Origin of the sequence: Mycolicibacterium sp. 624 (genome assembly GCF_040548615.1) — a bacterium.
Lineage (GTDB): Bacteria > Actinomycetota > Actinomycetes > Mycobacteriales > Mycobacteriaceae > Mycobacterium.
This window is the reverse complement of sequence record NZ_JBEPRZ010000005.1, coordinates 525,959-547,595: the sequence shown is the minus strand read 5'-3', so window position 1 is coordinate 547,595 and position 21,637 is coordinate 525,959. Positions and strand designations below refer to the sequence as shown.

Annotated in this window: 20 protein-coding genes; 12 read left to right on the top strand and 8 right to left on the bottom strand. The window is 67.8% G+C overall.

Annotated elements, in window-relative coordinates; translation table 11 throughout:
• Nucleotides 1-13: 13 nt before the first annotated feature.
• From ABIA65_RS22280 to ABIA65_RS22270, 3 genes are all read right to left on the bottom strand, one after another.
• Nucleotides 14-1,219: a cytochrome P450 gene (locus ABIA65_RS22280; protein ID WP_354524913.1), complete on the bottom strand. Its 1,206-nt coding sequence runs from the start codon at nucleotides 1,217-1,219 to the stop codon at nucleotides 14-16.
• A 100-nt stretch (nucleotides 1,220-1,319) separates the two neighbouring features.
• Complete coding sequence (locus ABIA65_RS22275) at nucleotides 1,320-2,705, bottom strand: HNH endonuclease signature motif containing protein (protein ID WP_354524912.1); 1,386 nt, start codon at nucleotides 2,703-2,705, stop codon at nucleotides 1,320-1,322.
• Between the two features lie 119 nt (nucleotides 2,706-2,824).
• Nucleotides 2,825-4,846 carry an MMPL family transporter gene (locus ABIA65_RS22270; protein ID WP_354524911.1) on the bottom strand — a complete coding sequence of 674 codons (2,022 nt, stop codon included), beginning with the start codon at nucleotides 4,844-4,846 and terminating at the stop codon, nucleotides 2,825-2,827.
• Between the two features lie 139 nt (nucleotides 4,847-4,985).
• Here ABIA65_RS22270 and ABIA65_RS22265 point away from each other — a divergent pair, with 139 nt between their 5' ends.
• Nucleotides 4,986-5,465, top strand: coding sequence for a MarR family winged helix-turn-helix transcriptional regulator (locus ABIA65_RS22265; protein WP_354524910.1), 480 nt, complete (start codon nucleotides 4,986-4,988; stop codon nucleotides 5,463-5,465).
• Nucleotides 5,466-5,474: 9 nt separating this feature from the next.
• Here the strand turns inward: ABIA65_RS22265 and ABIA65_RS22260 are convergent, their stop codons facing one another.
• Nucleotides 5,475-7,073 (bottom strand): Na+/H+ antiporter, encoded by a 1,599-nt coding sequence (locus ABIA65_RS22260; protein WP_241401272.1) that lies wholly within the window; start codon nucleotides 7,071-7,073, stop codon nucleotides 5,475-5,477.
• Nucleotides 7,074-7,141: 68 nt separating this feature from the next.
• On the opposite strand from ABIA65_RS22260, the gene ABIA65_RS22255 reads away from it, so the two are divergent.
• The 6 genes from ABIA65_RS22255 to ABIA65_RS22230 are packed head-to-tail and all read left to right on the top strand — an operon-like array spanning nucleotide 7,142 to nucleotide 11,096.
• Entirely contained in the window at nucleotides 7,142-7,477 is a 336-nt protein-coding gene (locus tag ABIA65_RS22255; protein ID WP_241401271.1) for a UBP-type zinc finger domain-containing protein, read from the top strand.
• The gene (locus ABIA65_RS22250; protein ID WP_354524909.1) at nucleotides 7,474-8,559 is read left to right on the top strand and encodes an ATP-grasp domain-containing protein; all 1,086 of its coding nucleotides are present in this window, start codon (nucleotides 7,474-7,476) and stop codon (nucleotides 8,557-8,559) included. Before ABIA65_RS22255 ends, ABIA65_RS22250 begins: the two co-directional genes overlap by 4 nt.
• Nucleotides 8,556-9,011, top strand: a complete 456-nt coding sequence (locus tag ABIA65_RS22245) for an Rv0361 family membrane protein (RefSeq protein ID WP_241401269.1) — start codon at nucleotides 8,556-8,558, stop codon at nucleotides 9,009-9,011. The genes ABIA65_RS22250 and ABIA65_RS22245 overlap by 4 nt, the downstream gene beginning before the upstream one ends.
• Before the next feature lie 19 nt (nucleotides 9,012-9,030).
• Nucleotides 9,031-9,444 (top strand): rhodanese-like domain-containing protein, encoded by a 414-nt coding sequence (locus ABIA65_RS22240; RefSeq protein WP_241401268.1) that lies wholly within the window; start codon nucleotides 9,031-9,033, stop codon nucleotides 9,442-9,444.
• On the top strand, nucleotides 9,441-10,685 hold the full coding sequence (locus tag ABIA65_RS22235; RefSeq protein ID WP_241401267.1) for an O-succinylhomoserine sulfhydrylase: 1,245 nt from the start codon (nucleotides 9,441-9,443) through the stop codon (nucleotides 10,683-10,685). Before ABIA65_RS22240 ends, ABIA65_RS22235 begins: the two co-directional genes overlap by 4 nt.
• Nucleotides 10,686-11,096 carry a hypothetical protein gene (locus tag ABIA65_RS22230; protein WP_241401266.1) on the top strand — a complete coding sequence of 137 codons (411 nt, stop codon included), beginning with the start codon at nucleotides 10,686-10,688 and terminating at the stop codon, nucleotides 11,094-11,096. It abuts the gene before it with no gap.
• Here ABIA65_RS22230 and ABIA65_RS22225 read toward each other — a convergent pair.
• Nucleotides 11,093-11,947 carry an SDR family oxidoreductase gene (locus ABIA65_RS22225; protein ID WP_241401265.1) on the bottom strand — a complete coding sequence of 285 codons (855 nt, stop codon included), beginning with the start codon at nucleotides 11,945-11,947 and terminating at the stop codon, nucleotides 11,093-11,095. The two genes, ABIA65_RS22230 and ABIA65_RS22225, sit on opposite strands and share 4 nt — an antisense overlap.
• Before the next feature lie 131 nt (nucleotides 11,948-12,078).
• On the opposite strand from ABIA65_RS22225, the gene ABIA65_RS22220 reads away from it, so the two are divergent.
• From ABIA65_RS22220 to ABIA65_RS22205, 4 genes are read left to right on the top strand one after another with little or no spacing between them, the layout of a single operon-like run.
• A complete protein-coding gene (locus ABIA65_RS22220; RefSeq protein WP_241405864.1) occupies nucleotides 12,079-12,594 on the top strand; it encodes a GNAT family N-acetyltransferase in 516 nt (171 codons plus the stop codon).
• A complete protein-coding gene (locus ABIA65_RS22215) occupies nucleotides 12,591-13,502 on the top strand; it encodes an LLM class flavin-dependent oxidoreductase (protein WP_354524908.1) in 912 nt (303 codons plus the stop codon). The genes ABIA65_RS22220 and ABIA65_RS22215 overlap by 4 nt, the downstream gene beginning before the upstream one ends.
• Nucleotides 13,499-14,632, top strand: coding sequence for an LLM class flavin-dependent oxidoreductase (locus tag ABIA65_RS22210; protein WP_354524907.1), 1,134 nt, complete (start codon nucleotides 13,499-13,501; stop codon nucleotides 14,630-14,632). Before ABIA65_RS22215 ends, ABIA65_RS22210 begins: the two co-directional genes overlap by 4 nt.
• Entirely contained in the window at nucleotides 14,632-15,312 is a 681-nt protein-coding gene (locus tag ABIA65_RS22205) for an LLM class flavin-dependent oxidoreductase (RefSeq protein WP_502919601.1), read from the top strand. The genes ABIA65_RS22210 and ABIA65_RS22205 overlap by 1 nt, the downstream gene beginning before the upstream one ends.
• A gap of 25 nt (nucleotides 15,313-15,337) precedes the next feature.
• Here ABIA65_RS22205 and ABIA65_RS22200 read toward each other — a convergent pair whose 3' ends face one another.
• Nucleotides 15,338-16,066 carry an MBL fold metallo-hydrolase gene (locus ABIA65_RS22200; protein ID WP_241401262.1) on the bottom strand — a complete coding sequence of 243 codons (729 nt, stop codon included), beginning with the start codon at nucleotides 16,064-16,066 and terminating at the stop codon, nucleotides 15,338-15,340.
• A gap of 63 nt (nucleotides 16,067-16,129) precedes the next feature.
• On the opposite strand from ABIA65_RS22200, the gene fgd reads away from it, so the two are divergent.
• Nucleotides 16,130-17,140 (top strand): glucose-6-phosphate dehydrogenase (coenzyme-F420), encoded by a 1,011-nt coding sequence (gene fgd, locus ABIA65_RS22195; RefSeq protein WP_241401261.1) that lies wholly within the window; start codon nucleotides 16,130-16,132, stop codon nucleotides 17,138-17,140.
• Between the two features lie 8 nt (nucleotides 17,141-17,148).
• Here fgd and ABIA65_RS22190 read toward each other — a convergent pair whose 3' ends face one another.
• Both ABIA65_RS22190 and ABIA65_RS22185 read right to left on the bottom strand, forming a co-directional pair.
• A complete protein-coding gene (locus tag ABIA65_RS22190; protein WP_354524906.1) occupies nucleotides 17,149-18,387 on the bottom strand; it encodes a glycosyltransferase in 1,239 nt (412 codons plus the stop codon).
• Nucleotides 18,388-18,393: 6 nt separating this feature from the next.
• Nucleotides 18,394-21,570: an ATP-binding protein gene (locus ABIA65_RS22185; RefSeq protein ID WP_354524905.1), complete on the bottom strand. Its 3,177-nt coding sequence runs from the start codon at nucleotides 21,568-21,570 to the stop codon at nucleotides 18,394-18,396.
• Between the last annotated feature and the right edge of the window lie 67 nt (nucleotides 21,571-21,637).

The window sequence follows — 21,637 nt, the reverse complement described above, 5'->3', positions numbered from 1 at the left end:
ATCACCACCTCAATCACCAGCTGACCAACAACGAACGTAGTCCGTAAATGAAGTGAAACTCGCGGAACTCGACGTTCTCGAAGTCGTCTGCCAGCGCCAGGTTGGGGAACCGGCGAAACAGTGCGGGCCACGCGATCCGCATCTCCATGCGCGCCAGGGGGGCGCCGAGGCAGTGGTGCACGCCGTGGCCGAAGGCGAGATGTCCGGGTGCGCCGCGGCTGACATCGAGAATGTCTGGCGCATCGATGAATTCGGGATCTCGGTTGCCTGCCGGCAGCGATGCGAAGACCAGCTGGTGTGCCGGGATCGGCACGCCGGCCACCTCGACGTCGGCCGTGGTGATCCGAGGAATCGAGGTCTGCACGATGGACAGCCAGCGCAGTAGTTCCTCGATCGCCGGGCCGACCGCATCCAGGTCGTCGCGCACCGCGGCGAGCTGGTCGGGGTGGCGCAGCAGCGCCAGGGTGCCCAACCCGAGCATGTTCGACGTGGTCTCGTGCCCAGCCAACAGCAGCAGGCCCGCGATGCCGACGAGTTCGTTGTCCGTCAGCTCATCGCCGTGGTCACGGACCAGCATGCCCAGGATGTCCTCGCCCGGACTGCGGCGGGCGCTGGAGACCAGCGTGTGCATGTAGTCGCGGGCCTCACGCTGCGTGTCGATCCGATCCTGCACGGGCAACGACAGGTCGAGCTGGCGATTGGCGCGTTTCTGGAAGTCATCACGGTCGGCGTAGGGCACGCCGAGCAGTTCGCAGATCACCAGCGACGGGATGGGCAGGGCGAACGACTCGACCAGATCCCCGGGCGATCCCGCGGCCTCCATCGCGTCGAGGTGATCCTCGACGATCTCGGTTATCCGCGGTTCCAGTCGCTTGATGCGACGGATGGTGAACTCGGAGGTGAGCATCCGGCGCAGCCGTTGGTGCTCGGGCGGGTCGAGCCCCAGCAGGTTTCCCGCGCGTTGGGCCTCCTGGTCCTCCACCGGGGTGTCGGGTGCGCCGGGCAGGACGAATCCCGGCGGGCGCGTGTTGGAGAAGTGCACGTGATCTGACAGCACTGCCTTGACGTCCTCGTGGCGGGTGACGAGGTAGACCTGCATGCCAAAGGAGTTGACGACCTTCGTGACACCCTCGCGGATGCGGATCTCACCGAGTTCAGGTATCGGGTCGAAGCCGTTGCGCCGCATGTGCACCGGGGGCGGTGGGGTCGTCTGGGTCATCCTTTCGACGGTACCGACGCGGTCGATCGCCCGGTGAAGACCGCGGTCAGCGCCGCGCGACTCCGTCGAACGGTGTATTCCGTGCCCACGTTGGCATCGGCTAGACGGGGTCGTCGTCTTGGTCGGGGTTGTCCTCGGTTGGGTGCAGCATGCGTTCGGGGTGGTGCAGGTCGTTGACTCTGGTTTGGCCGGTGTCCAGGTGTGGGGGTGGGATCCATTCGGTGCGGCCGTCTTTGCGTTTGCGGGTGCGCCACTGGGTTAGCTCGATGAGGCGGTTGTCGGGTCCGCAGGCCAGGGTGAGTTCGTCGATGTTGGTTTGGCCGCCATTCTTCCAGTCCGCGACGGCGTGGTGGGCCTGGCACTTGTAGCCCGAGGCTGTGCAGCCGGGTCGGGTGCAACCCCGATCGCGGGCGTAGAGCACGATGCGTTGGGCGCCGGTGGCGCAGCGTCGGGTGCGCCCGAGGTAGAGGGCCGCTTCGGTGTGTTGGTCGAACACCGCCAGGTAGTGGAAGGCGTGGGAGGCCTGCGCGATGAGATCGCGCATGGGTAGTCGGGTGCCGCCGGCGGTGATGGCGTGCCCGGTCCCGGATTCCAGTTCCTGCAGGGTGGTGGTGACGATGATGGTGGTCGGTAGCCCGTGGTGCTGACCCAGCTGTCCTGAGCACAGCAGGTTGCGGCCCATGGCGAGTAGGGCGTCGTGGTTGCGTTGGTATTGGGTGCGGTCATCGCTGTCGATGGCGGCGTCGGTGGGTTCGCCGTCGATGGTGGGTGTGAGGTCGTTGGGGTTGCACATGCCGGGCTTGCCCCATTTGGCGAGGATCGGTTCGAGGGTGGCGCGCAGTTCGGGGGTGAGGTGTCCGCTGATGCGGCTCAGCCCGTCAGCGCCCTGGTTGCCGATCGAGATGCCGCGGCGGCGGTCGCGTTGGGCGTCGGTGTAGTCCCCGTCGGGGTGTAGCAGCGCCAGCAGCAGAGCAGTGGCACTGCGCAGCCCCTCGGGGCTCTGTTTGGCGGCCACACGCACCAGATCGGTCTCGGCGTCGGTGCGGGTCTGGGTGTCGATGTGCTCGGGTAGGTCGGCGAAGAACTTGCGGATGATCGCGATGTGCTCGGTGTTGATCTGGCCGCGGGCCTGAGCGGCGGCGGTGCGCTCCAAAACGGGTGGTAGCGGTTGGCCGGTCAGGGTGCGCCGCGGCGCGAGGTCGGCGGCGGTGTCGATGCGCTTGCCGGCCTCGTTGACGCTGATCCGCAACCGGAACGCCAGTAGCTTTCGCAGTGTGGTGTCGCCGAGTTCGACGGGGTTGGCCTCGGTGGCGAGTCGGTTGAGGATGCGGTGCTCGACGATCGGTGCGCGGCGGGTGTCGTGCTCGAGGTGATCGAGCAGTTCGAGGAGTTCCGGATGGGTCAGGGCGTCGAGATCGAGGGCCGCGACCGCGTCGCGGGCGGCGCGCAGCGCCTGCACGGCGGCGGCGACGGGACCCGATGACATATCTCGAACATACGTGCGATCACCGACAGGAATCTCAGATTTGTGACACGTGAAACCAAAGGGGCAGAAGAGTTTTCACCAATTCGGCGAACGTGAAGATGATGACGACTCAGCCGGCGCTAGCGGTCTGGACGCAGCGCGGGCCACCAGATTCGTGGACCGATCAACGTGAACAGTGCGGGGATGATCACGGTTCGGACCACGAAGGTGTCCAGCAGGATGCCGAGACCAACGATGATGCCGATCTGGGTCAGCACGATGAGCGGCAGCACGCCGAGAACGCAGAACACTGCTGCCAGAACGATTCCCGCGCTCGTGATCACCGCGCCAGTGGTCGACACGGCGCGCACGATGCCATCGCGGGTGCCGTGCTCGGGGGTCTCCTCGCGGGCCCGGGTGACCAGGAAGATGGTGTAGTCGACACCGAGGGCCACCAGAAACAGGAACGCGTACAACGGTGTCGTGTTGTCCAGCGCGGGAAATCCGAAGGCGTGCACGCTGACCCAGCCGCCGAGGCCGAGCGCGGCGAGCGCGCTGAGCACGGTGACCGCAACCAGTACCAGCGGGGCCAGCGCCGCGCGCAGCAGCACATACAGCACCACCAGCACGACCACCAGGATCGCGGGCACCACGACGCGCAAGTCGCGCTCCGCCGAGGCTCGCGCGTCCCGGGCCGACGCGTCGGACCCACCGACGAGTGCCTCGCCGTCGACGTCGTGCACCGAGGCCCGCAGCGAGTCGATGGTGTCGAAGGCCTCATCCGATCCCGGTGCGGCATCGAGCACCACCGACCACTGCGTGAGGCCTGATGGTGACTGCCCCGAGGGCTGGGCCGACACCACGCTGGGGGTCGAGGCGATGGCCTGGCGGATCGCGTCGTCGGAGGCGGTCGCCGCGACGACGCGGGTGGGATCGGTCAGGCCACTGGGGAAGTGCGCGGCCAGCGTCTGGTACCCCGTGACCGATTCGGCCTGCACGCGAAACTGTTCGGTCTGCGACAACCCGATCGGGGTGCCGATCAGGCCGGTGCACAGCAGTGCGAGCGCGGCGATCGACACACCGGCGACTTGGCCTGGCCGCCGTGCCACGCCGTCGGCGATGCGGTGCCAGAAGCCCGTCGTCGTCAGGGGTTCAGCGCCGACCTCCGGCACGAACGGCCAGAACAAGCGCTTACCGAAGAGCGCGAGCGCCGGCGGCAGCACCAGGAGCACGAAAACCGCCGCGACCACCAGACCCGCTGCGGCCTGCACGCCGAGGCTGCGGGTGCTCGGCGAGGACGCCAGCAGCAGGGTGAGAAGCGCAAGCACCACCGTCGCGTTACTGGCGATGATGGCGGGTCCGGCATGACGCCGCGCCGTCGCGAGGGCCGCACGGTGATCGCTCTCTCGCCCGAGTTCCTCCCGGTAGCGGGAGATGAGCAGCAGCGCGTAATTGGTGCCCGCGCCGAACACCAGGACGCTGGTGATACCCGACGTCGAGCCGTCGGGAGTCGTCCCCACCCCGGTGGCGATCGCCGCACCGATCACCGATCCGACGCGGTCAGCCAGTGCGATCACCAACAGCGGCACCAGCCACAGCACGGGCGATCGGTAGGTGATGATGAGCAGTAGCGCGACCACCGCTGCGGTCACGGCGAGCAGGGTGATGTTGGCGCCGCTGAACGAGTTCGCGATATCGGCGCCGAACGCCGGTCCGCCGGTGACCTCGGTGCGCAGATCCGATGGCAGACCGTCTGCTGCCGCCGCCCGCAGTGATGTGACGGCGTCGTTCAGGGCGAAGCCCGAGAGTTCTCCCCGAAGCGGGATCGTCGCGACCGCGGACTGTCCGTCCTGGGAGACCACGACCGGCGGCGCGCCATCGGCGTCACCCGCGGCCAGGACCCGGGCGCGCGCCGCATCGGTGGCGGCGAGGTCGGCCGGCGACAGTGCGGCACCGTCGGGCCGCGTGACGACCAGGATTGCTGGAACTGCGTCGCCCTGAGGGAACTCTGGGCGTGTGCTATCCGCCCGGGCCGATTCGGAGTTCGCTGGCACGGCTACTGGCGACGTTGAATCGGTGTCGGATCCGCCGAGCAGAACCAGGGTCGCCACCGATGCGAGCAGAACCACGAGGGCGATCAGGCCGTGCAGGCGTGAGGACATCGATTCAATCTTTCAGTATTCAAACAAAGGATCAAGGTTCGGTGGTTGAATCAGCGGAATATGTTGGAAAGTCAACTCTGCCAAAGGAACCGCAAGCGCAATGCCGGAATCAGGGCCGCCAGGAGATGAGCGACTCCGAATGGAACGTGTCATCTCGGCCGACCTCCGAGAACTCACATCGGAGTCCGATTGGATATCGCGTGCCTTCGCGGTACGTAATAATGTGTCCGCCAACGAATTTCGGGCATTGCTGTTCGTGATGATCGCCGAGCACTCGGGGGTTCGGATGACAGCGGGCGACCTTCGCAAGAACATGGGGTTGTCGGGGGCCGCGATCACCTACCTGGTGGAGCGGATGGCCGAGAACGGGCACCTCCGACGAGAGATGGATCCCACCGACCGACGCAAGGTGATCCTGCGCTACGGCGACCACGGTTGGGACGTTGCCCGCGAGTTCTTCACCCGGCTCGGTGAGCACACCCACGCCGCACTCGCGGATTTGCCCGATGAGGACCTGCGTGCCGCCCACCGCACCTTCGGGGCGCTGGTGGCAGGCATGCGGGCATACCGTGCCGAGATGCCGGCCCCAATCGGTCAGGACGTGGTCGGTCAGGACTGAAGTCTCGGCCTACTCACGGTCGCGATTGAGCGCGGCCTCCTCCAGATCCAGGCCCCGCAGCAGCGCACGCAACACCTCGTCATCGATCGAGCCCTCGTCGCGCTGGGAGATGAACGACTCACGCTCGGCCGCCAGCATCGCCAGGCGAAGCCTGCGGAACGTGGCCGCCGGGCTCTCGCCGATCTCGTCGTCGCCGCGGCCCAGCTCCTCCCACGCGGCGTCGCTGCGCCGCTCGTTCCACGCCCGAAGGATCTTGGGCGTGTGCTCGTGGATGATCACCCCTGGCCTGTCCTCCGCGAGCAGCTCGTCGAGCCGTCGTGACGCCGCCTGTGTGGCCCTGGTCTGTGCCGCCGCGGCCTCGAGCGCATCGCGTGCGCTGTCATCGCTCGGTACGTCGAGCACCTTGATGAACCACGGCAGTGTCAGCCCATGCAGCAGCAGCGTGCCGACCACGACGACGAACGTCAGGAAGACGAGCTGGGGCCGACCGGGGAACGCGTCACCGGAGAGCGTCGTCATCGGCACCGCGAACGCCGCGGCCAGTGACACCACGCCGCGCATGCCAGCCCACGCGACGATGAACACCTGCGCCGATGTCGGCCTCGGTTCCCTCTCGCGGATGCGGGCCGACAGCATGCGGGGCACATATGCGAACGCGTACACCCACACGATGCGCACCACGATGACCGTCGCCAGCACCGCCACCGATGCGGTGGCCAGCACCGAGGCCCTGATACCGGCCAGCTCGTCGATCACGGTGGGCAGCTGCAGGCCGATCAGCAGGAACGCGAAGGACTCCAGCACCAACTGCACGGCCCTCCACACCGCGGTGTCCTGCAGCCGGGTGGCGTAACTCGCCCGCGTGGAGCGCTGGCCGAGGAGCAGTGCGGCGATCACCACCGCGATAACGCCCGAACCGTGCACCTGCTCGGCGAGGAAGTAGATGAAGAACGGCGCCACCAGACCGATCGCGCTCTCGACAAGCGGATCGTTCAACCATGTCCGGATGTGGTCGATGATCAACCCGAGCACGCCGCCGACGACCACGCCGCCGACCGCCGCGAGCGCGAACGTGCCGAGCCCGCTGCCCCACGTCGCCGCGGTGCCGATGGCCGCGGCCAGGGCGACCTTGTAGGCCGTCAGCGCGGTCGCGTCGTTGAGCAGGCTCTCGCCACCCAGCAGCGTCATGATCTGGCGCGGCAGGCCGAGCCTGCGTCCCACCGCCGTCGCCGACACCGCGTCGGGAGGCGCGACTATCGCACCAAGGGTCAGCGCCGCCGCGATCGTCAGCTCCGGCACTGTGTGGAAGGCAACCACCCCAACTGCGAACGTCGTCGCCAACGGCAGTCCGACGGCCAGCAGCCCAATCGGCCGCAGGTTCTTGCGCAGCGCGACGTAGCTGCTCTCCAGCCCCGCCGACCACAGCAGCGGCGGCAGGATCACGAACAGCACCAGTTCCGGCTCGAGTTCGATACCGCGCAGGCCGGGCAGCATGCCTGCCCCGAGGCCGGCCACCACCAGCGCCAGCGGCGCCGACACGTCATACCGTCGCGCCACCGCCGCCAACAACACCGACACGACCAGCACTGCGAGTAGCGATGCAGCCACGTGGTCCCACCTCTCTGCCCATCACACCTATGCCGTTTGCGCGGTCGGTCCGACCTATCCTGATCAGCATGCGGAGGAGAACGCGGGGGCGCGACACGAATTCCCCGCCACAGACCTGCGAGCATCTGTCGGCCGCCGCCGATCTCGCCGAACCGGAGCCACTCACCCCTGGCGTGTGCCAGGAGTGTCACGAACTCGGCGAGAGTACCTGGGCACACCTGCGGATGTGCCTCACCTGCGGACACGTGGGCTGCTGCGACTCCAGCCCGTACCGCCATGCCGCCGCCCACTTCCACGCCAGCGATCACCCGGTGATGCGCTCGGTCGAACCCGGTGAGACGTGGCGTTGGTGCTACATCGACATCCGGCTGGACGCGGGGTCTGGCAGGGTGGACAACCGATGAGTGAGACACGCGCGGACCCGCCCGTAGTGATGGTTCTCGGCACGACGCCGGCCGGAGGCGAGCTGGCCCTCGCGTTCCAGCGGCTGGGAGTTGGGGTGGCCCTGGTGGAGACCCTGGACGCCGCGGCCGTCATCGCCAAGATGGCGGAGGTGAAGCCGCGCTACGTGGTCGCGGCGTCGCCCGACGTGCCACCCGAGATCCTGATCGCCGCCGCGGAGACCGAGAACGTCGACGTGTTTCCGACGCCGCGCGGCGCACGGCTGAGCCTGGACCGCGAGGGTCTGCGCAAGTTGGCCGCCGATGAGCTCGGGCTGCCGACGGTGCCGTTCTGGTTCGCCGGTTCGGCCGAGGAACTCGACGCCGTGGCGCGCCATGCGGGCTTCCCCCTGGTGGTGTCGCCCGTCGCCGGCCAGTCGACAGCGGGTAGCTCGGTCCTGACCCGGCCCGAGGACGTCGAGGCGGCCTGGAAGCTTGCGACGGCCGGAGGCGGTTCACCGCAGCGCGTGGTGGCCGAGACCGTCGTCGAGGTCGACGACGAGGTGACGCTGCTCACGGCACGCAGCATCGCGCCGTCCGGGCCGACCGTGGCCTTCTGCGAACCGATCGGCCACCGCCGATCTGACGGTGGTCCGCTGGAGAGCTGGCAGCCACACCAGATGTCGCCCGCCGCGCTGGACGCCGCGCGTTCGATCGCGGCGCGCATCGTCAACTCGCTGGGCGGGCGCGGTGTGTTCAGCGTCGAACTGCTGGTGCGCGGTGACGAGGTCTACTTCTCCGGCGTCCGGCCGCGTCCCGAGGACGTGGGTCTGCTGACGCTGCGCTCACAACGGCTCTCGCAGTTCGAGCTGCACGCCAGGGCGATCCTCGGGGTCTCGCTCGACACCATCATGATCTCGCCGGCCGCCGCCGAGGTGCTCGAGGGCGGGACGACGACAGTCGGTGTGCTCAGCGAGGCGCTGGAGGTCCCCGAGAGCGACGTGCGGGTGAGCGACAACGGGGCGATCGCCATCGCCACCGCACCCGATGTGGTGCGGGCACGTGACCGTGCGCACCGGGTGTCCAGCGTTCTGCGGGCGCCATGACAGGCGCCGAGCCGGACGACGAGTCCGAGTCCACCCGGCCCACCATGGCGCCGTTCCTCGGGGCGCTTGCGGTAATCGTGCTCGTCGTGAGCGGAATCGTTGCTCTGGGCGCCTTCGAAGATGACGGGCCCACCCCCGAGCAGGAGGTGGGCCGCGCCGCGGTCGCCCAGAACGACGCGCTGCAGCGTGCCGCCTATCAGGACTTCGTCACCTACACCTGTGCCGAGCAGCACGGGAGTGAAGCTGAAGTGCTTGCCCGCCAACGCGATTCGTCCGCCGCTCGCGGTGAGCGCTACGTCGACGGCGTGTCTAACGTGCAGATCGACGACGATGTCGCGACGGCCACGGTGACCTATCACTTCGACAAGGCGCCCGACACCAAGGTGCCCGCCGAGATGAAGTTCGCGCGCGACGGGCAGGCCTGGAAGGTGTGTTCGCCCGGCCCCAGCTAGGTATGGGACACTCGCGATCGTGAGCTACGCGGGAGACATCACGCCTGAAGAGGCATGGCAGGTGCTGGTCGACAATCCCGAGGCCGTGCTCGTCGACTGCCGGACCGAGGCGGAGTGGCGCTTCGTCGGCGTGCCCGACATCTCGTCACTGCGGCGCGATGTCGTGTACATCGAGTGGAGCCGCACCGACGGCACGCGCAACGGGGGTTTCGTCGACGAGCTGCGCGCGGCGGGCGTGACACCGGGCGAGCGCCCGGTCGTCTTCCTGTGCCGCTCCGGCAACCGTTCCATCGGCGCCGCCGAGGCGGCCACCGAGGCGGGCATCGCGCCCTCCTACAACGTGCTGGACGGATTCGAGGGCAACCTCGACGAGCAGGGGCATCGCGGTGCGACGGGCTGGAAGGCAGTCGGCCTGCCCTGGAGGCAGTCATGAGTTCCCCAGAACACGGCGCCGACAGCCCGGTGCCCAGCGTGCGCATCCCCGCTCAACTGCCAGACGGAGTCAGCCAGGCCACCATCGGTGTCCGCGGCGGGCTGCTGCGGTCGGAGTTCGAGGAGACCGCCGAGGCGATGTATTTGACGTCGGGCTACGTCTACTCGTCAGCGGCGGACGCGGAGAAGGCGTTCACCGGTGAGATCGACCGTTACGTGTACTCGCGGTACGGCAACCCGACCATCTCGATGTTCGAGGAGCGGCTACGCCTGATCGAGGGCGCACCAGCGGCGTTCGCGACTGCCACCGGCATGGCCGCGGTGTTCACATCGCTGGGCGCGCTGCTTGGCGCGGGGGACCGCCTTGTCGCGGCGCGCAGCCTGTTCGGCTCGTGTTTCGTGGTGTGCAACGAGATCCTGCCGCGCTGGGGTGTGGAGACGGTGTTCGTCGACGGTGAGGACCTGGCGCAGTGGGAGGAGGCGCTGTCGGTTCCCACGCAGGCGGTGTTCTTCGAGACGCCGTCCAACCCCATGCAGTCGCTGGTGGATATCGCGGCGGTATGCGATCTGGCCCACACCGCGGGCGCAAAGGTGGTGCTGGACAATGTCTTCGCCACCCCGTTGCTGCAGCAGGGTATGCCGCTCGGCGCCGACGTCGTGGTCTACTCCGGCACCAAGCACATCGACGGTCAGGGCCGCGTGCTCGGCGGTGCGATCCTGGGCGACAAGGAGTACATCGACGGCCCGGTGCAGCAGCTCATGCGCCACACTGGCCCGGCGATGAGTGCGTTCAACGCCTGGACCATGCTCAAAGGCCTTGAGACGCTTTCGGTTCGGGTCGACTACTCCAACACCTCGGCTCAGCGCGTTGCGGAGTTCCTCGAAGCCCATCCGGCGGTGTCGTGGGTCAAGTACCCCTTCCTGGAGTCGCATCCGCAGTACGACCTGGCCAAGCGTCAGATGCGTGGCGGCGGCACCGTGGTCACCTTCGAACTCGCCGCGGCCGAGGGCCGGGGCAAGCAGCGTGCGTTCGAGGTGCTCGACAAGCTGCGCATCATCGACATCTCCAACAATCTCGGTGACTCCAAGTCGCTCATCACCCATCCAGCCACCACGACGCACCGCGCGATGGGCCCGGAGGGTCGTGCGGCGATCGGACTGGGTGACGCGGTGGTCCGGCTGTCGGTCGGGCTCGAAGGCACCGATGACCTGATCGCGGACCTGGGCGAGGCGTTGAGCTAGATGTCAAAGTCGAGTGCTGCCAAGAAGGCTCGGCGCAAGAGGCGGGTGGCCACCCGAAATGACCGCTGGCTGCCGCCCGACGTGCACGCCGATCTGTCCGGTGTCACCGGTCTCGACGAGACGTTGACCGCGCGCGGGTGGGAGTTCGACGAGGACTTCAGCAGTGATGAGCTCCTCAGCTGGTTCTACCCGCCGTCGGGTATCGAGGTCGCCGACGAAATCGAAGACGACGGGGCGATCGAGCCCGTGACCCGAGTGTGGCTGACCGATCCCGCGGAGCCGCACGTCATCCTGGTCGGCTCGACCGAGGCCGACGGCGTGGACTACCAGTTCGCCATCGCGGACCTGGCCGGAAGCCTCGACGATATCGAGGCATACCGCGCGGGCGATCCGCTGCCCGAGGCCTACTAGCTCTTCTCGATGACGCCCTGGGCGTCCTGAGCGCGGTCCTCGTAGCTCTTGCGTGCGGTGTGGTCGTAATCCAGGAACACGTGGTCCAGCCCCAGCTTCTTGTTGAGCCAGCGCCGGCCGCGGGGGCCCAGCATCGATGACGCCGCGGCGGTGAAGCGCAGCGGGGTGGGCACCGACACCTGTGTCTTGGGCTTGTCGAGCGTCTTGACGATGGCCGCGGCGATGTCCTCGGGTTCCACGGGCTTGGTGCCCGCGGTCTCCTTGGTGCCGGAGATCAGCTGCGTGTTGGTGAACGGCGGCATGATCACCGAGACCTCGACGCCGTGCGGCGCCATCTCATCGGCCAGCGCCACCGACAACCCCACCACGGCGAACTTCGAGCCCACGTAGACCACCTGGCCGGGCACCGGGATCATGCCCGACATGGAGGCGATGTTGATGACGTGGCCGCGCCGTCGCTTGACCATCTCGGGCAGCACCAGCTGACAGCCTGCGAGCACGCCGTAGAGGTTGACCTCGATCGATGAGCGGATCGACTGTTCGGACTGCTCCAGGAAGGGCCCGATCGGCATGACGCCCGCATTGTTGATGAGCACGTCGATGTGGCCCGCGCCGTCGGTGCGGGCCTTGTCGAGGAACACCTCGAAGGACTCCTTGTCGGTGACGTCGAGCGGGTAGCCGGTGACCTGACCGAACCGGCCCAGTTCCGTCACCGCCGACTCCAGGACCGCCACGTCGCGGTCGCCGATGACCACTCGCGCACCCCGGGCCAGCAGTGCCCTCGCGGTGGCATGACCGATGCCGCGGGCCGCTCCGGTGATCGCGATGGTCTTGCCCCTGATGTTGTCCATGCGGCGAAACTTTACACGTGTCAAGTTATGCTGTGAAGCGGTCGGCATCGGGGCCGGGTTCCGATCATCGTGATGCGAAGTCGGCGACGGGGAATGGGATTGGCTCGCCCGCGTTGGACCCAGTCATGGGCATGCGGGCGGCGGCGCGACAGACTGTGGTGGTGGCCCGCTCTGACATCGTGTTCGTGCCTGTCGGGCAGGACGATGCGCTCGCCGAACCCCTGCTCGCCGAGCTGGCGGTCGAGTACTCCACCCGCTACGGCGGTACAGCCGAGGGCGTCGAGCAATGGCTGCGCCAGTACCCGCCCGGCGAATTCGCGGCACCATGGGGCGCCATGGTGGTGGGTCTGCTCAACGACGTCGCGGTGACCGGTGGTGCCTTCCGACGGTTCGACGCCGAAACGGCCGAGCTCAAGCGCATCTGGACCGACGGCCGTTATCGCCGTCGCGGCCTCGCCAGGGCGCTGCTTGAGGTGCTCGAGGCGGATATCGCCGCCCGTGGCTACCGGCGCGTCTACCTGACCACCGGTGACCGCCAGCCCGAGGCGGCGGCCCTGTACCTGGCGGCCGGTTACCGCAGGCTTGCCGGTCCGCTGCCCGGCGAGGGGGAGGCCTATCCCGTCGCCTTCCTCAAGGAGCTGGCGTGACCGGCCACCTGCCGGTGGCGGTCGCTCTCGAGGGCTACGGCTGGCACCCCGAGGCATGGCGGCACACACCCAACCGCGAGTCGGTCCTGCGCGGGCCGTACTGGTCGGGCCTGGCGGCCACCGCCGAGCGCGGACTGCTGGACTTCGTCACCTTCGACGACGGCCTGACACCCCAGCGCCGCCGCCGACCCGAGATCGATCCGCGCTGGCTGGCGGGCAGGCCCGACGCGGTGCTCGTCGCGTCGCGGGTGGCGCCGACCACCGCGCACATAGGTCTGGTGCCCGTCGCGGGAGTGACGCACGCCGATCCGGCCCAGGTGTCGAGGTCCATTGCCCTGCTCGACGTCATATCGCACGGTCGGGCGGGTTGGCAGCCGCGGATCAGCTCGACCGCCCACGAGGCCGCACTGTTCGGCAGACGCGCAGTCGCGAGCCCCGACGAACTCTTCGCGGCCGCATCCGAATTCGTCGACGCGATACGCGGTCGGGCGGTCGTCGCTGCCCTCGCGCACAACCGGCGGGTCTACGAGTTCGCAGCCACGAGCGCCGACCTCGTCTTCATCACGCCGGCCGACGATGACGACGTGCGGGCGATCCTGAACGAGATCACCGAAGTGGGTGGCCGCGGGTTGGCCGTCTACGCCGACGTTTTCGTGTACACGACATCGCCGGCCGACCCCCGGTCCGACGCATACGTCTTCAGCGGCAGCCCGCAAGAACTCGTCGACCTGTTGCTGCGCTGGAATAGCCTTGGCATCAACGGGTTTCGGCTACGGCCGTCGGTCAACGACGTCGACCTGGCCTGGATCGTCGACGAGGTGGTCCCACTGCTGCAGTCCGCTGGCCGGTTCCGCGACGCCTACGCCGAGGCCGAGACGCTACGCAGCCGAGTCGGGGTCGGCCGATGAACGTCCCGCTGTCGATACTCGATCTGTCGCCGATCCCCGAGGGCGGCGATGCCGCCACCGCACTGCGCAACACCGTGGACCTGGCTCAGCACGCCGAACGGTGGGGCTATCGTCGGTACTGGATAGCCGAACACCACTTCGTCGCGGTCGCCAGCTCGTCGCCCGCTGTGCTGATCGGCCAGATCGCCGCCGCGACCGAGCGCATCCGGGTGGGAGCGGCCGCCGTCCAACTCGGCCACACCACCGCCCTTGCCGTCGTCGAGAGCTTCGGCATCCTCGACGCGTTCCATCCCGGTCGCATCGACCTCGGCGTCGGGCGGTCCGGTCAGAAGCGCCGTGAGGCCAGCCGGCAGGGTGCGGACCGGTCGCCGCGTCCGCCACGGGTGTGGCACGAGGTGGACGGCGTGGTGGTGCCGACACCGTTCGACGTGAGTGCCCTGATGCGCAACCCGCGCCTGGTGGCGCGCATGTCGGCGCTGCAGCAGCCCGAGGCGGTGACACCCGACTTCGCCGACCAGGTGACCGACATCCTGGCGATGCTCGACGGCACCTTCGCCCCCGGCGGGGTGCCAAGCCACGTCGTCCCCGGGGAGCGGGCACCGTTGCGGCCCTGGGTGTTCGGCAGCAGCAGGGGACAGAGTGCGCGGGTCGCAGGCGCGCACGGTCTGCCGTTCGTCGCGAGCTACCATCTCACGCCCGCGACAGCGCTGGAGGCCATCGAGGTCTACCGCCAGTCGTTCGTGCCGTCGGCATCGCTGCCGGAGCCCTACGTCGTGGTGTCGGCCGATGTGGTGGTTGCCCAAGATCGCTGCACCGCAGAGCATCTGGCGTCGAGCTACGGCCACTGGGTGTACTCGATCCGGGCCGGTGACGGTGCAGTTCCCTATCCGGACCCGGACGGGTGCGCACCGCTGACGCCCGAGCAGGAAGAGGTGGTCCGCGACCGCACCGCGACGCAGTTCGTCGGCGATCCCGACGACGTCGCGCACCGCCTGGACGCGCTGCAACGGCACACCGGCGCCGACGAACTGGTGATCACCTCGGTCACCCACCGGCACGCAGACCGGCTGCGCTCGCACGAGCTGCTCGCGCAACGCTGGCTGCCCCAGCAGCCGAACGGCGCACCCTGATGGGGGCCGGGCGTGTGCACCTCGCTGTGCAGTTGCCCGACCCGGGCGAGGTGGGCTTCGCAGCCGTCGTGCAGCTGGCGCAGACCGCCGAGCGTGGCATGTTCGACTTCGTTCTGTTCGACGACTTCACCGTGCTGGCTGCCCTGGCCGCGGTCACCGAGACCATCGGCCTGGTGGGCTCGGTCGACACGGACTCCGCCGAACCGTTCACGGTGGCCCGACAGCTCGCCACTCTCGATCACCTCTCCGACGGTCGGGCCGGGTGGCGTGCGGTCGGGTCCGGCACGCACATCGACGAGTTTCTCGTGGTGGTCGCGGCCTTCTGGGACAGCTGGGCACCCGACGCGGTGATCGCAGACGAGGCCTCGGGCATCTACGTCGTCCCCGAGCGCATCCGCACGGTCACCCACCGCGGCGCCCGATTCGCCAGCTCCGGTGTCGCAACGCTGCCCGCGGGACCGCAGGGGCGAGGAGCCCGGCTGCAGAACACGACGGCGCTGCACGCCATGAGCGTCGGGAGATGCGAGGACCCGATGCGGGAGGCCGACGATATCGCACTGCGCGTGCGATCCGGCGTGTGCGAAGGATTCATCCTGTGCCCGGAGCCCGAACACGGCCTCGATGACTTCGTCAACGAGGTCGTACCCCTGCTTCAGTCCAGCGGAGCACTCATCCGCTAGGACATGCGTTGTCGCCCAGCAGCACTCATTGAGCGGCCCGCTCGGCTGCCTCCCGGATCGGCCCGCGCCACACCGGGCCGTGCCCCGGCAGCATGACCTCGGTGTCGAGAAGCCCGAGCGCGGCGAGGCTGCGCACACAGCCGTCCTGGTCGTGGTTGAACAGGCCGGGCAGAAGTTGCGGTCCCCGGCGCGTTGACACCGGGTGCCCCGTCACCAGTGCGTCACCGCTGATGAGCACTCCGTCGACGACATAGGAGCAGTGCCCGCCGGTGTGGCCGGGGGTTGGGATGGCCATCGGCGTGCCGGGCAGCGCCGCCGCGACCTCCTCGGTCAGGGCGTGGGCGGTGGGTATGCCGTCGCGGACCAGCGCCCCCTTCAACCCGATGGTCGCCGACCACATCACGTACCGCGGCTGCCACATACGTGTGGCCAGGTCGGTCAGCGAGACCTGTTCCAGATACTCCCGATGGGCGTGGCCCACCTCATCGGCGTGGCAGAAAACCGGCGTGCCATGAGTTTTCGCAAACCAGATCGCCGAGCCGAAGTGGTCGACGTGAGCGTGCGTGAGCAGGATCGCGTGGATATCGTCGACGCCGAACCCGAGTTGACGCACCGAGCCAAGGACTTCGTCACGTTGGCCGGGGAACCCGGCATCGATGAGCACCACACCGCTGCCGTCGGTGACCAGCGTCCAATTGACCAAGTCGGTCTGCGCGAAGTGCACGGTATCGGTGATGGCCGTCAGAGCCGCCATGCGACGAGTGTAAGGGCAGGAGTAGAAACTAAGGGGTGCGCACGCGAGGAGCAGGGACGGAAAATGGCTGAACTGAAGTTGGGATACAAGGCGTCGGCAGAACAGTTCGCCCCGCGCGAACTCGTTGAACTGGCCGTTGAGGCCGAGGCGCACGGCATGGACAGCGCCACTGTGAGCGATCACTTCCAGCCGTGGCGTCACGAGGGTGGCCACGCGCCGTTCTCGCTGGCGTGGATGACGGCCGTCGGCGAGCGTACGAAGAGGCTCGTCCTGGGCACATCGGTGCTCACGCCGACATTCCGCTACAACCCCGCCGTGATCGCGCAGGCGTTCGCCACGATGGGCTGCCTTTACCCCGATCGCATATTCCTCGGCGTGGGAACCGGTGAGGCGCTCAATGAGATCGCCACCGGGTACGAGGGGGAGTGGCCCGAGTTCAAGGAGCGCTACGCGCGGCTGCGCGAGTCGGTGCGGCTGATGCGCGAGCTCTGGCTCGGCGACCGTGTCGACTTCGAGGGCGACTACTACAAGACCAAGGGCGCATCGATCTACGACGTGCCTGAGGGCGGTATCCCGATCTACATCGCCGCGGGCGGACCCCAGGTCGCCAAGTACGCCGGCCGTGCGGGCGACGGCTTCATCTGCACCTCCGGCAAGGGCGAGGAGCTGTACAAGGACAAGCTCATCCCCGCGATGCGCGAGGGTGCCGAGGCCGCGGGCAAGAACCCCGATGACGTCGACCGGATGATCGAGATCAAGATCTCCTATGACACCGATCCCGAACTGGCATTGGAGAACACCCGGTTCTGGGCGCCGCTGTCGCTGACCGCGGAGCAGAAGCACTCCATCGACGACCCGATCGAGATGGAGAAGGCCGCCGACGCGCTGCCCATCGAACAGGTCGCCAAGCGCTGGATCGTCGCCTCAGATCCCGACGAGGCGGTCGCCAAGGTCAAGGACTACGTCGACTGGGGCCTCAACCACCTGGTGTTCCACGCGCCCGGCCACGATCAGCGACGGTTCCTCGAACTGTTCAAGAGGGACCTGGAGCCGCGGCTGCGCAAGCTGGGGTAGCTCGACGCTCAGTCGTCGGTGAGGCCGAGCACGCGACGTTCGAACAGATCGGCGCCACGCGCGACCCCACCGGTGCTCGCAAACCCCGCGGCCACCCGCTGCGCGCCCGCGGTCATCGTCATCGACTGCAGCACCTTTGCCCGCAGCCGCGGAGCCGACAGCCGCCTGGCGGGCAGCCGGGTGCCGCACTGCGCCACCTCGACGCGTCGTGCCACCTCGAGCTGGTCGCGGCCGAACGGCACCACGCAGACGGGGAGGCCAAGAGCGAGCGCCTTCTGCGTCGCGCCCATGCCGCCGTGCGTCACCGCGCACACTGCGCGGTCAAGCACCACGCTGTGTGGGACGAACCGGCGCACCGTCGCGTTGGGCGGCGCCGCAATGTCGTCGGGTTGCCCGGCAGGCATGGTGGCAACCACGTGCACCGGTTCATCGGCCAGCGCGGCCAGCGCGGTCAGAACGAGCGTCGTGTCGGCTTGTCTCTCCGACGATGTCGTGACGAGGACGATTGGTCGGTCGATCGCGGTCAGCCAATCGGGGACCTCGTCCGGCCCCTGATCGAGCACGCACGGCCCGATCATCTGCACCGAATCGCCCCAGTCGGTCTGCGGGTACTGGAACGGCTTACCGGTGGCGACCAGGATCAGTTCCGCCCGCCGCAGAAACTCGTCCATCGATGCCACCGGCGCCACGCCGACATCCGCACGGACCTCGTTGATCGGGCCGAGCATGACGTTCTCCAGCAGGCGGGTGACTGTGCGGCGAACGGCGGCGTCACGGACTCGACCGACCACACCGGGCAGCGGTCTCAGTCCGAGCCCGAACGGTGGGACACCAGCCGAGTTCAGCGGCGGTGGGTACGGCAGGAACGACGCCCATCGGATTCCGCTGGCCTCGGCGTGTGATTGGGCTCCCCAGCAATTCGCATCGATCAGGACTGCGTCCGGTGCCACGGCTGCTATTGCGCGGGTCAGATCGCCGATCTCGTGGCTGGCCCGTCGGCCGAACGCCGCCACCCCGACCTTCAGCGCGGCGCGGGGATTGGGGGCCTTCCAGTCGTCGAGCTCGATCTCCTCGATTCGCGGATCGATCGCGGTCGCGCCGAAACCCAGTGTCTCCGCGAGACCGACACCGTCTGCCAGCGTTCGCACGTGAATCGAATGGCCGCGGCCGCTCAGCTCTGACAGCAGCGCGCTCATCGGGAGCAGGTGACCGAGTGCGGGCGATGTGTAGGCCAGAACCGTTGCCATAGCTGCTCAACTCGTCGTATCGACTAGCTGACGCGCTCCGGCAAGTCGGCCGCGGGCGTTGACCTTCTCGCAGAGCGCCAGATACTGCCCGGCAAGCTCGCCGAAGCGTGTCGTGTCGCCTTCCGCCCGAGCCATCAAGGCGCGTGATCGCAGCCACCACAGGTCCAGCATCGCGATCCCCGGCCTGCACACCTCCCATCGGTCGAGAATCAGGTGGGCCTCGCGCATGTCGGCGGTCGATCCCCGCGCAATGAGCAGTTCGATGAGAGCCTCGCTCGGGCAACCCACGAGAAGCATTGAGCGGCTGGCGATCCCCTGTGAAACCAGCTGACGAAGTTCAGCGATCGCGTCATCGCTTTCCTCGGCGGTGGTGGTGTGTATCGCCAGATCGGCACTTATCGACGGCAACATCATCTCGCTCAGCCTGCGTTTGAGAATGCTGGTGCGCGCGCGTTGTAACTCCGCGATCGCGGCATCGCGGAACGCCGTATCGGCGCGCAGCAGCACCGTTCCATAGGAGAACTGTGCGGCGACGAGTCCGAGGATGTCGCCCAACGATTCGGCGCGCCGCAACACCTCACCGACATCATCGATGAGATCGTCGGCCACACACATGCCGGACCCGGCCAGGATGCCCCAATAGACTGATATGGCAGCGTAGTTCACGGGCGGCAGCAACCGCGCCTGTGCCATGCCCTCGCGCATGTGCCGCCAACCCTCGTCGGCGTCGCCGCGGAAGCACTCGACCAAACCTCGTAGTGCGACGGCGGGGGCGAGTTCCATCGCGGGTACATCCCCGGCCAGCGCCTCGAGTGACTTGATCACCTCGAGTGCGGCATCGAAATCGCAGTCGGCGAACCGGGCGAAGGCCACCGAGTTGAGGACGATGCCCATGGTGTCCGCGTCGAGGCGGATGGTGGTGATCAACTCCGTGAGTTCTGCTGCCAGCGCGGCGCCTTCGCGAATGCGATTCTCGTTGACGGTGAAAGACCAGATCCGCCCCGCCATGGCGATCGCCAGCGACCGTAGATCCCCACTTCCGCGCGCGAGGTCACCTAGCTCGCGGTAGCGTTCGTCGGCCGCGGGATCGCCGCCGACGTAGAACTGTGTCGACAACAGCATGGAGCGGGGCACGATCCGCATGGCTATGACACCGTCATGATCGTCCGGTAGGCGATCGGCGATGACCTGTGCGCTCTCCCATTTCGCGCGGGCGGCGGGGAGGTCTCGAGACCGCAGCCAGTCGGCCGCGCGCAGATACCAGCGGTGGGCCTCGGTGAACTCGTGGGCGGCTTCGAGGTGAGTGGCGATCTGGCCCGCGTACTCGTCGACCGCGCGCGGGTCGCGCGCCTCGAGTGCGGATGCGAGCCTGCGATGGACGTGGGCACGGGTCGTGCTCAACTGCGACTCGTAGGCGACGGCCCGCACCAACGGGTGTCGAAAGCAATAGCGTTGCTGTGGCAGGAATTCCGTCTGATCGATGAGTTCCGCCGAAACCAGCTCGGCCAACCGCGGAGCCAGGGGTTCTGGAAGCAGGGCGCTCAGGGTGTCGATGTCGAAGTGACTTCCTATCACCGCTGCGGTGTTGAGGACCGACTTCGTCTGTGCGGTCAGCCTGTCAATACGGGCGGCCAGCACCGCCATTACCGTTGGTGGAACGGCGATATCGTTGATATCGGACATGAGTCGATACGCGCCTCGGCCACCCGAGAGCAGGCCGCGCCCGGCAAGATCTCGAACGATCTCCTCGGCGAAGAACGGGTTGCCGACCGCGGCGACCGCAATCCTGTTCACCAGTTGCGTTAGCGAGGGGTGGTCGCCGAGGAGCTGGCCGACCAGGCGTTTGGTAGTCGAATCGCTCAGTGGTTGCAGCGCGATGGTGTCGGCGGTGTTCTGGTCGAGTGCCCCGCGGAACTCGGGTCGATACGTCGTGACGAAAACCGATGTCGTCGCGTCAAGTCTGGCGGCGAAACCGGCAAGGACGTCGTCGCTGGGCGCATCGATCCAATGCGCGTCCTCGAGCACGAACACGGTTGGCACAGCGCGTGCGAGCACAAACTGCGCCATGATCTCGACCAGATGCTGGCGTCGGCCGTCGACGTTGACCTGCACCGGTGGGCCGTCATTGTCGGCGATACGCATGGCCTCGAACAGGATGTGGGTATCGGCAGACGTCGGTGAGAGCAATCCCCGACACTGTGCCGACGTGTGATCACGGGCCTCGGCCGCGCTGAGGCCCTCCACCTTGAACATGGCCCGGAGCAACCGTGACAACGCACGAAACGCATGCGTTGTGGTGTGGGATTCGCAGCGGGCCAGCACCAGATCCCACTCCGGGCTGACTATCGCGGTGAGTTCGCTGACGAGTCGACTCTTGCCAAGGCCGGGGGCCCCGACGATTCCGACAAGACAACCCCGCTTCGCCGCGAAAACGGCACGCAACCGGGCCATCTCGGCATCGCGGCCCAGCATGGTGCCCTCATTGCGGCCCAATAGCATCCGATCGGCCTCGACCCCGAGTAGCCGCCGTGCCTGCACCGGTGCGTCCATACCCTTGACGACAATGGTCTCGGCAGACCCGAGACGGGCGGCATCCTCGACGAGCCGTGTCGTCGAGTGTGAGCAGAGGATTCCATTCGGAGGCGCGCCGGCCTCCATGCGCTGGGCCATTCCCACGGGGTGGCCCACTGCCGTGTAGCGCCCCGGGCCGGAGCCGATGTCGCCTGCGATCACCTCACCCGAGTTGAGGCCGATCCGAAGCTGTAGCGACACGCCGTCACGGCGCAGTACCTCGGCGGCATATCGCTGGGCCATCGACTGAATCTCAAGTGCGGTGATGCAGGCCCGCAGCGCGTGGTCCTCGAGCGCCACCGGGGCGCCGAAAAGTGCCATCAACCCATCGCCGGTGAACTTGTCGACCGTGCCCTGGTAGCACTGAACGACAGCCGCGGCCCGATTGAACAGCTCGTGCATGACCTCTTGGAGGCGCTCGCCGTCCAGCGTCGCCGCGAGCTTCATCGACCCGACGACGTCGGCGAACAGCACCGTCACCTGCTTGTGCTCGCCAGGGGTGGTCTGTGGAGACACCGGTGAGCCGCACGCATCGCAGAAGCGCGACGTTGCCCGCAGATCGTTGCCGCACGAGCCGCACCGATCCTCTGTATCACCGACTGGACTGGTCATCCCCCGCTATCTTCCCGACCGTCAATCACTCCATGGTCGCGCACGAGGCAGCAGCGTGGCCCGGATC

Coding starts and splice junctions, on each gene's coding strand:
- ABIA65_RS22220 (WP_241405864.1), top strand. CDS start 12,079: ATGCGGGCGGCGGCGCGACAGACTGTGGTGGTGGCCCGCTCTGACATC.
- ABIA65_RS22250 (WP_354524909.1), top strand. CDS start 7,474: ATGAGTGAGACACGCGCGGACCCGCCCGTAGTGATGGTTCTCGGCACG.
- ABIA65_RS22200 (WP_241401262.1), bottom strand. CDS start 16,066: ATGGCGGCTCTGACGGCCATCACCGATACCGTGCACTTCGCGCAGACC.
- ABIA65_RS22190 (WP_354524906.1), bottom strand. CDS start 18,387: ATGGCAACGGTTCTGGCCTACACATCGCCCGCACTCGGTCACCTGCTC.
- ABIA65_RS22225 (WP_241401265.1), bottom strand. CDS start 11,947: ATGGACAACATCAGGGGCAAGACCATCGCGATCACCGGAGCGGCCCGC.
- ABIA65_RS22235 (WP_241401267.1), top strand. CDS start 9,441: ATGAGTTCCCCAGAACACGGCGCCGACAGCCCGGTGCCCAGCGTGCGC.
- ABIA65_RS22270 (WP_354524911.1), bottom strand. CDS start 4,846: ATGTCCTCACGCCTGCACGGCCTGATCGCCCTCGTGGTTCTGCTCGCA.
- ABIA65_RS22210 (WP_354524907.1), top strand. CDS start 13,499: ATGAACGTCCCGCTGTCGATACTCGATCTGTCGCCGATCCCCGAGGGC.
- ABIA65_RS22280 (WP_354524913.1), bottom strand. CDS start 1,219: ATGACCCAGACGACCCCACCGCCCCCGGTGCACATGCGGCGCAACGGC.
- ABIA65_RS22245 (WP_241401269.1), top strand. CDS start 8,556: ATGACAGGCGCCGAGCCGGACGACGAGTCCGAGTCCACCCGGCCCACC.
- ABIA65_RS22275 (WP_354524912.1), bottom strand. CDS start 2,705: ATGTCATCGGGTCCCGTCGCCGCCGCCGTGCAGGCGCTGCGCGCCGCC.
- ABIA65_RS22185 (WP_354524905.1), bottom strand. CDS start 21,570: ATGACCAGTCCAGTCGGTGATACAGAGGATCGGTGCGGCTCGTGCGGC.
- ABIA65_RS22205 (WP_502919601.1), top strand. CDS start 14,632: ATGGGGGCCGGGCGTGTGCACCTCGCTGTGCAGTTGCCCGACCCGGGC.
- ABIA65_RS22265 (WP_354524910.1), top strand. CDS start 4,986: ATGGAACGTGTCATCTCGGCCGACCTCCGAGAACTCACATCGGAGTCC.
- ABIA65_RS22255 (WP_241401271.1), top strand. CDS start 7,142: ATGCGGAGGAGAACGCGGGGGCGCGACACGAATTCCCCGCCACAGACC.
- fgd (WP_241401261.1), top strand. CDS start 16,130: ATGGCTGAACTGAAGTTGGGATACAAGGCGTCGGCAGAACAGTTCGCC.
- ABIA65_RS22230 (WP_241401266.1), top strand. CDS start 10,686: ATGTCAAAGTCGAGTGCTGCCAAGAAGGCTCGGCGCAAGAGGCGGGTG.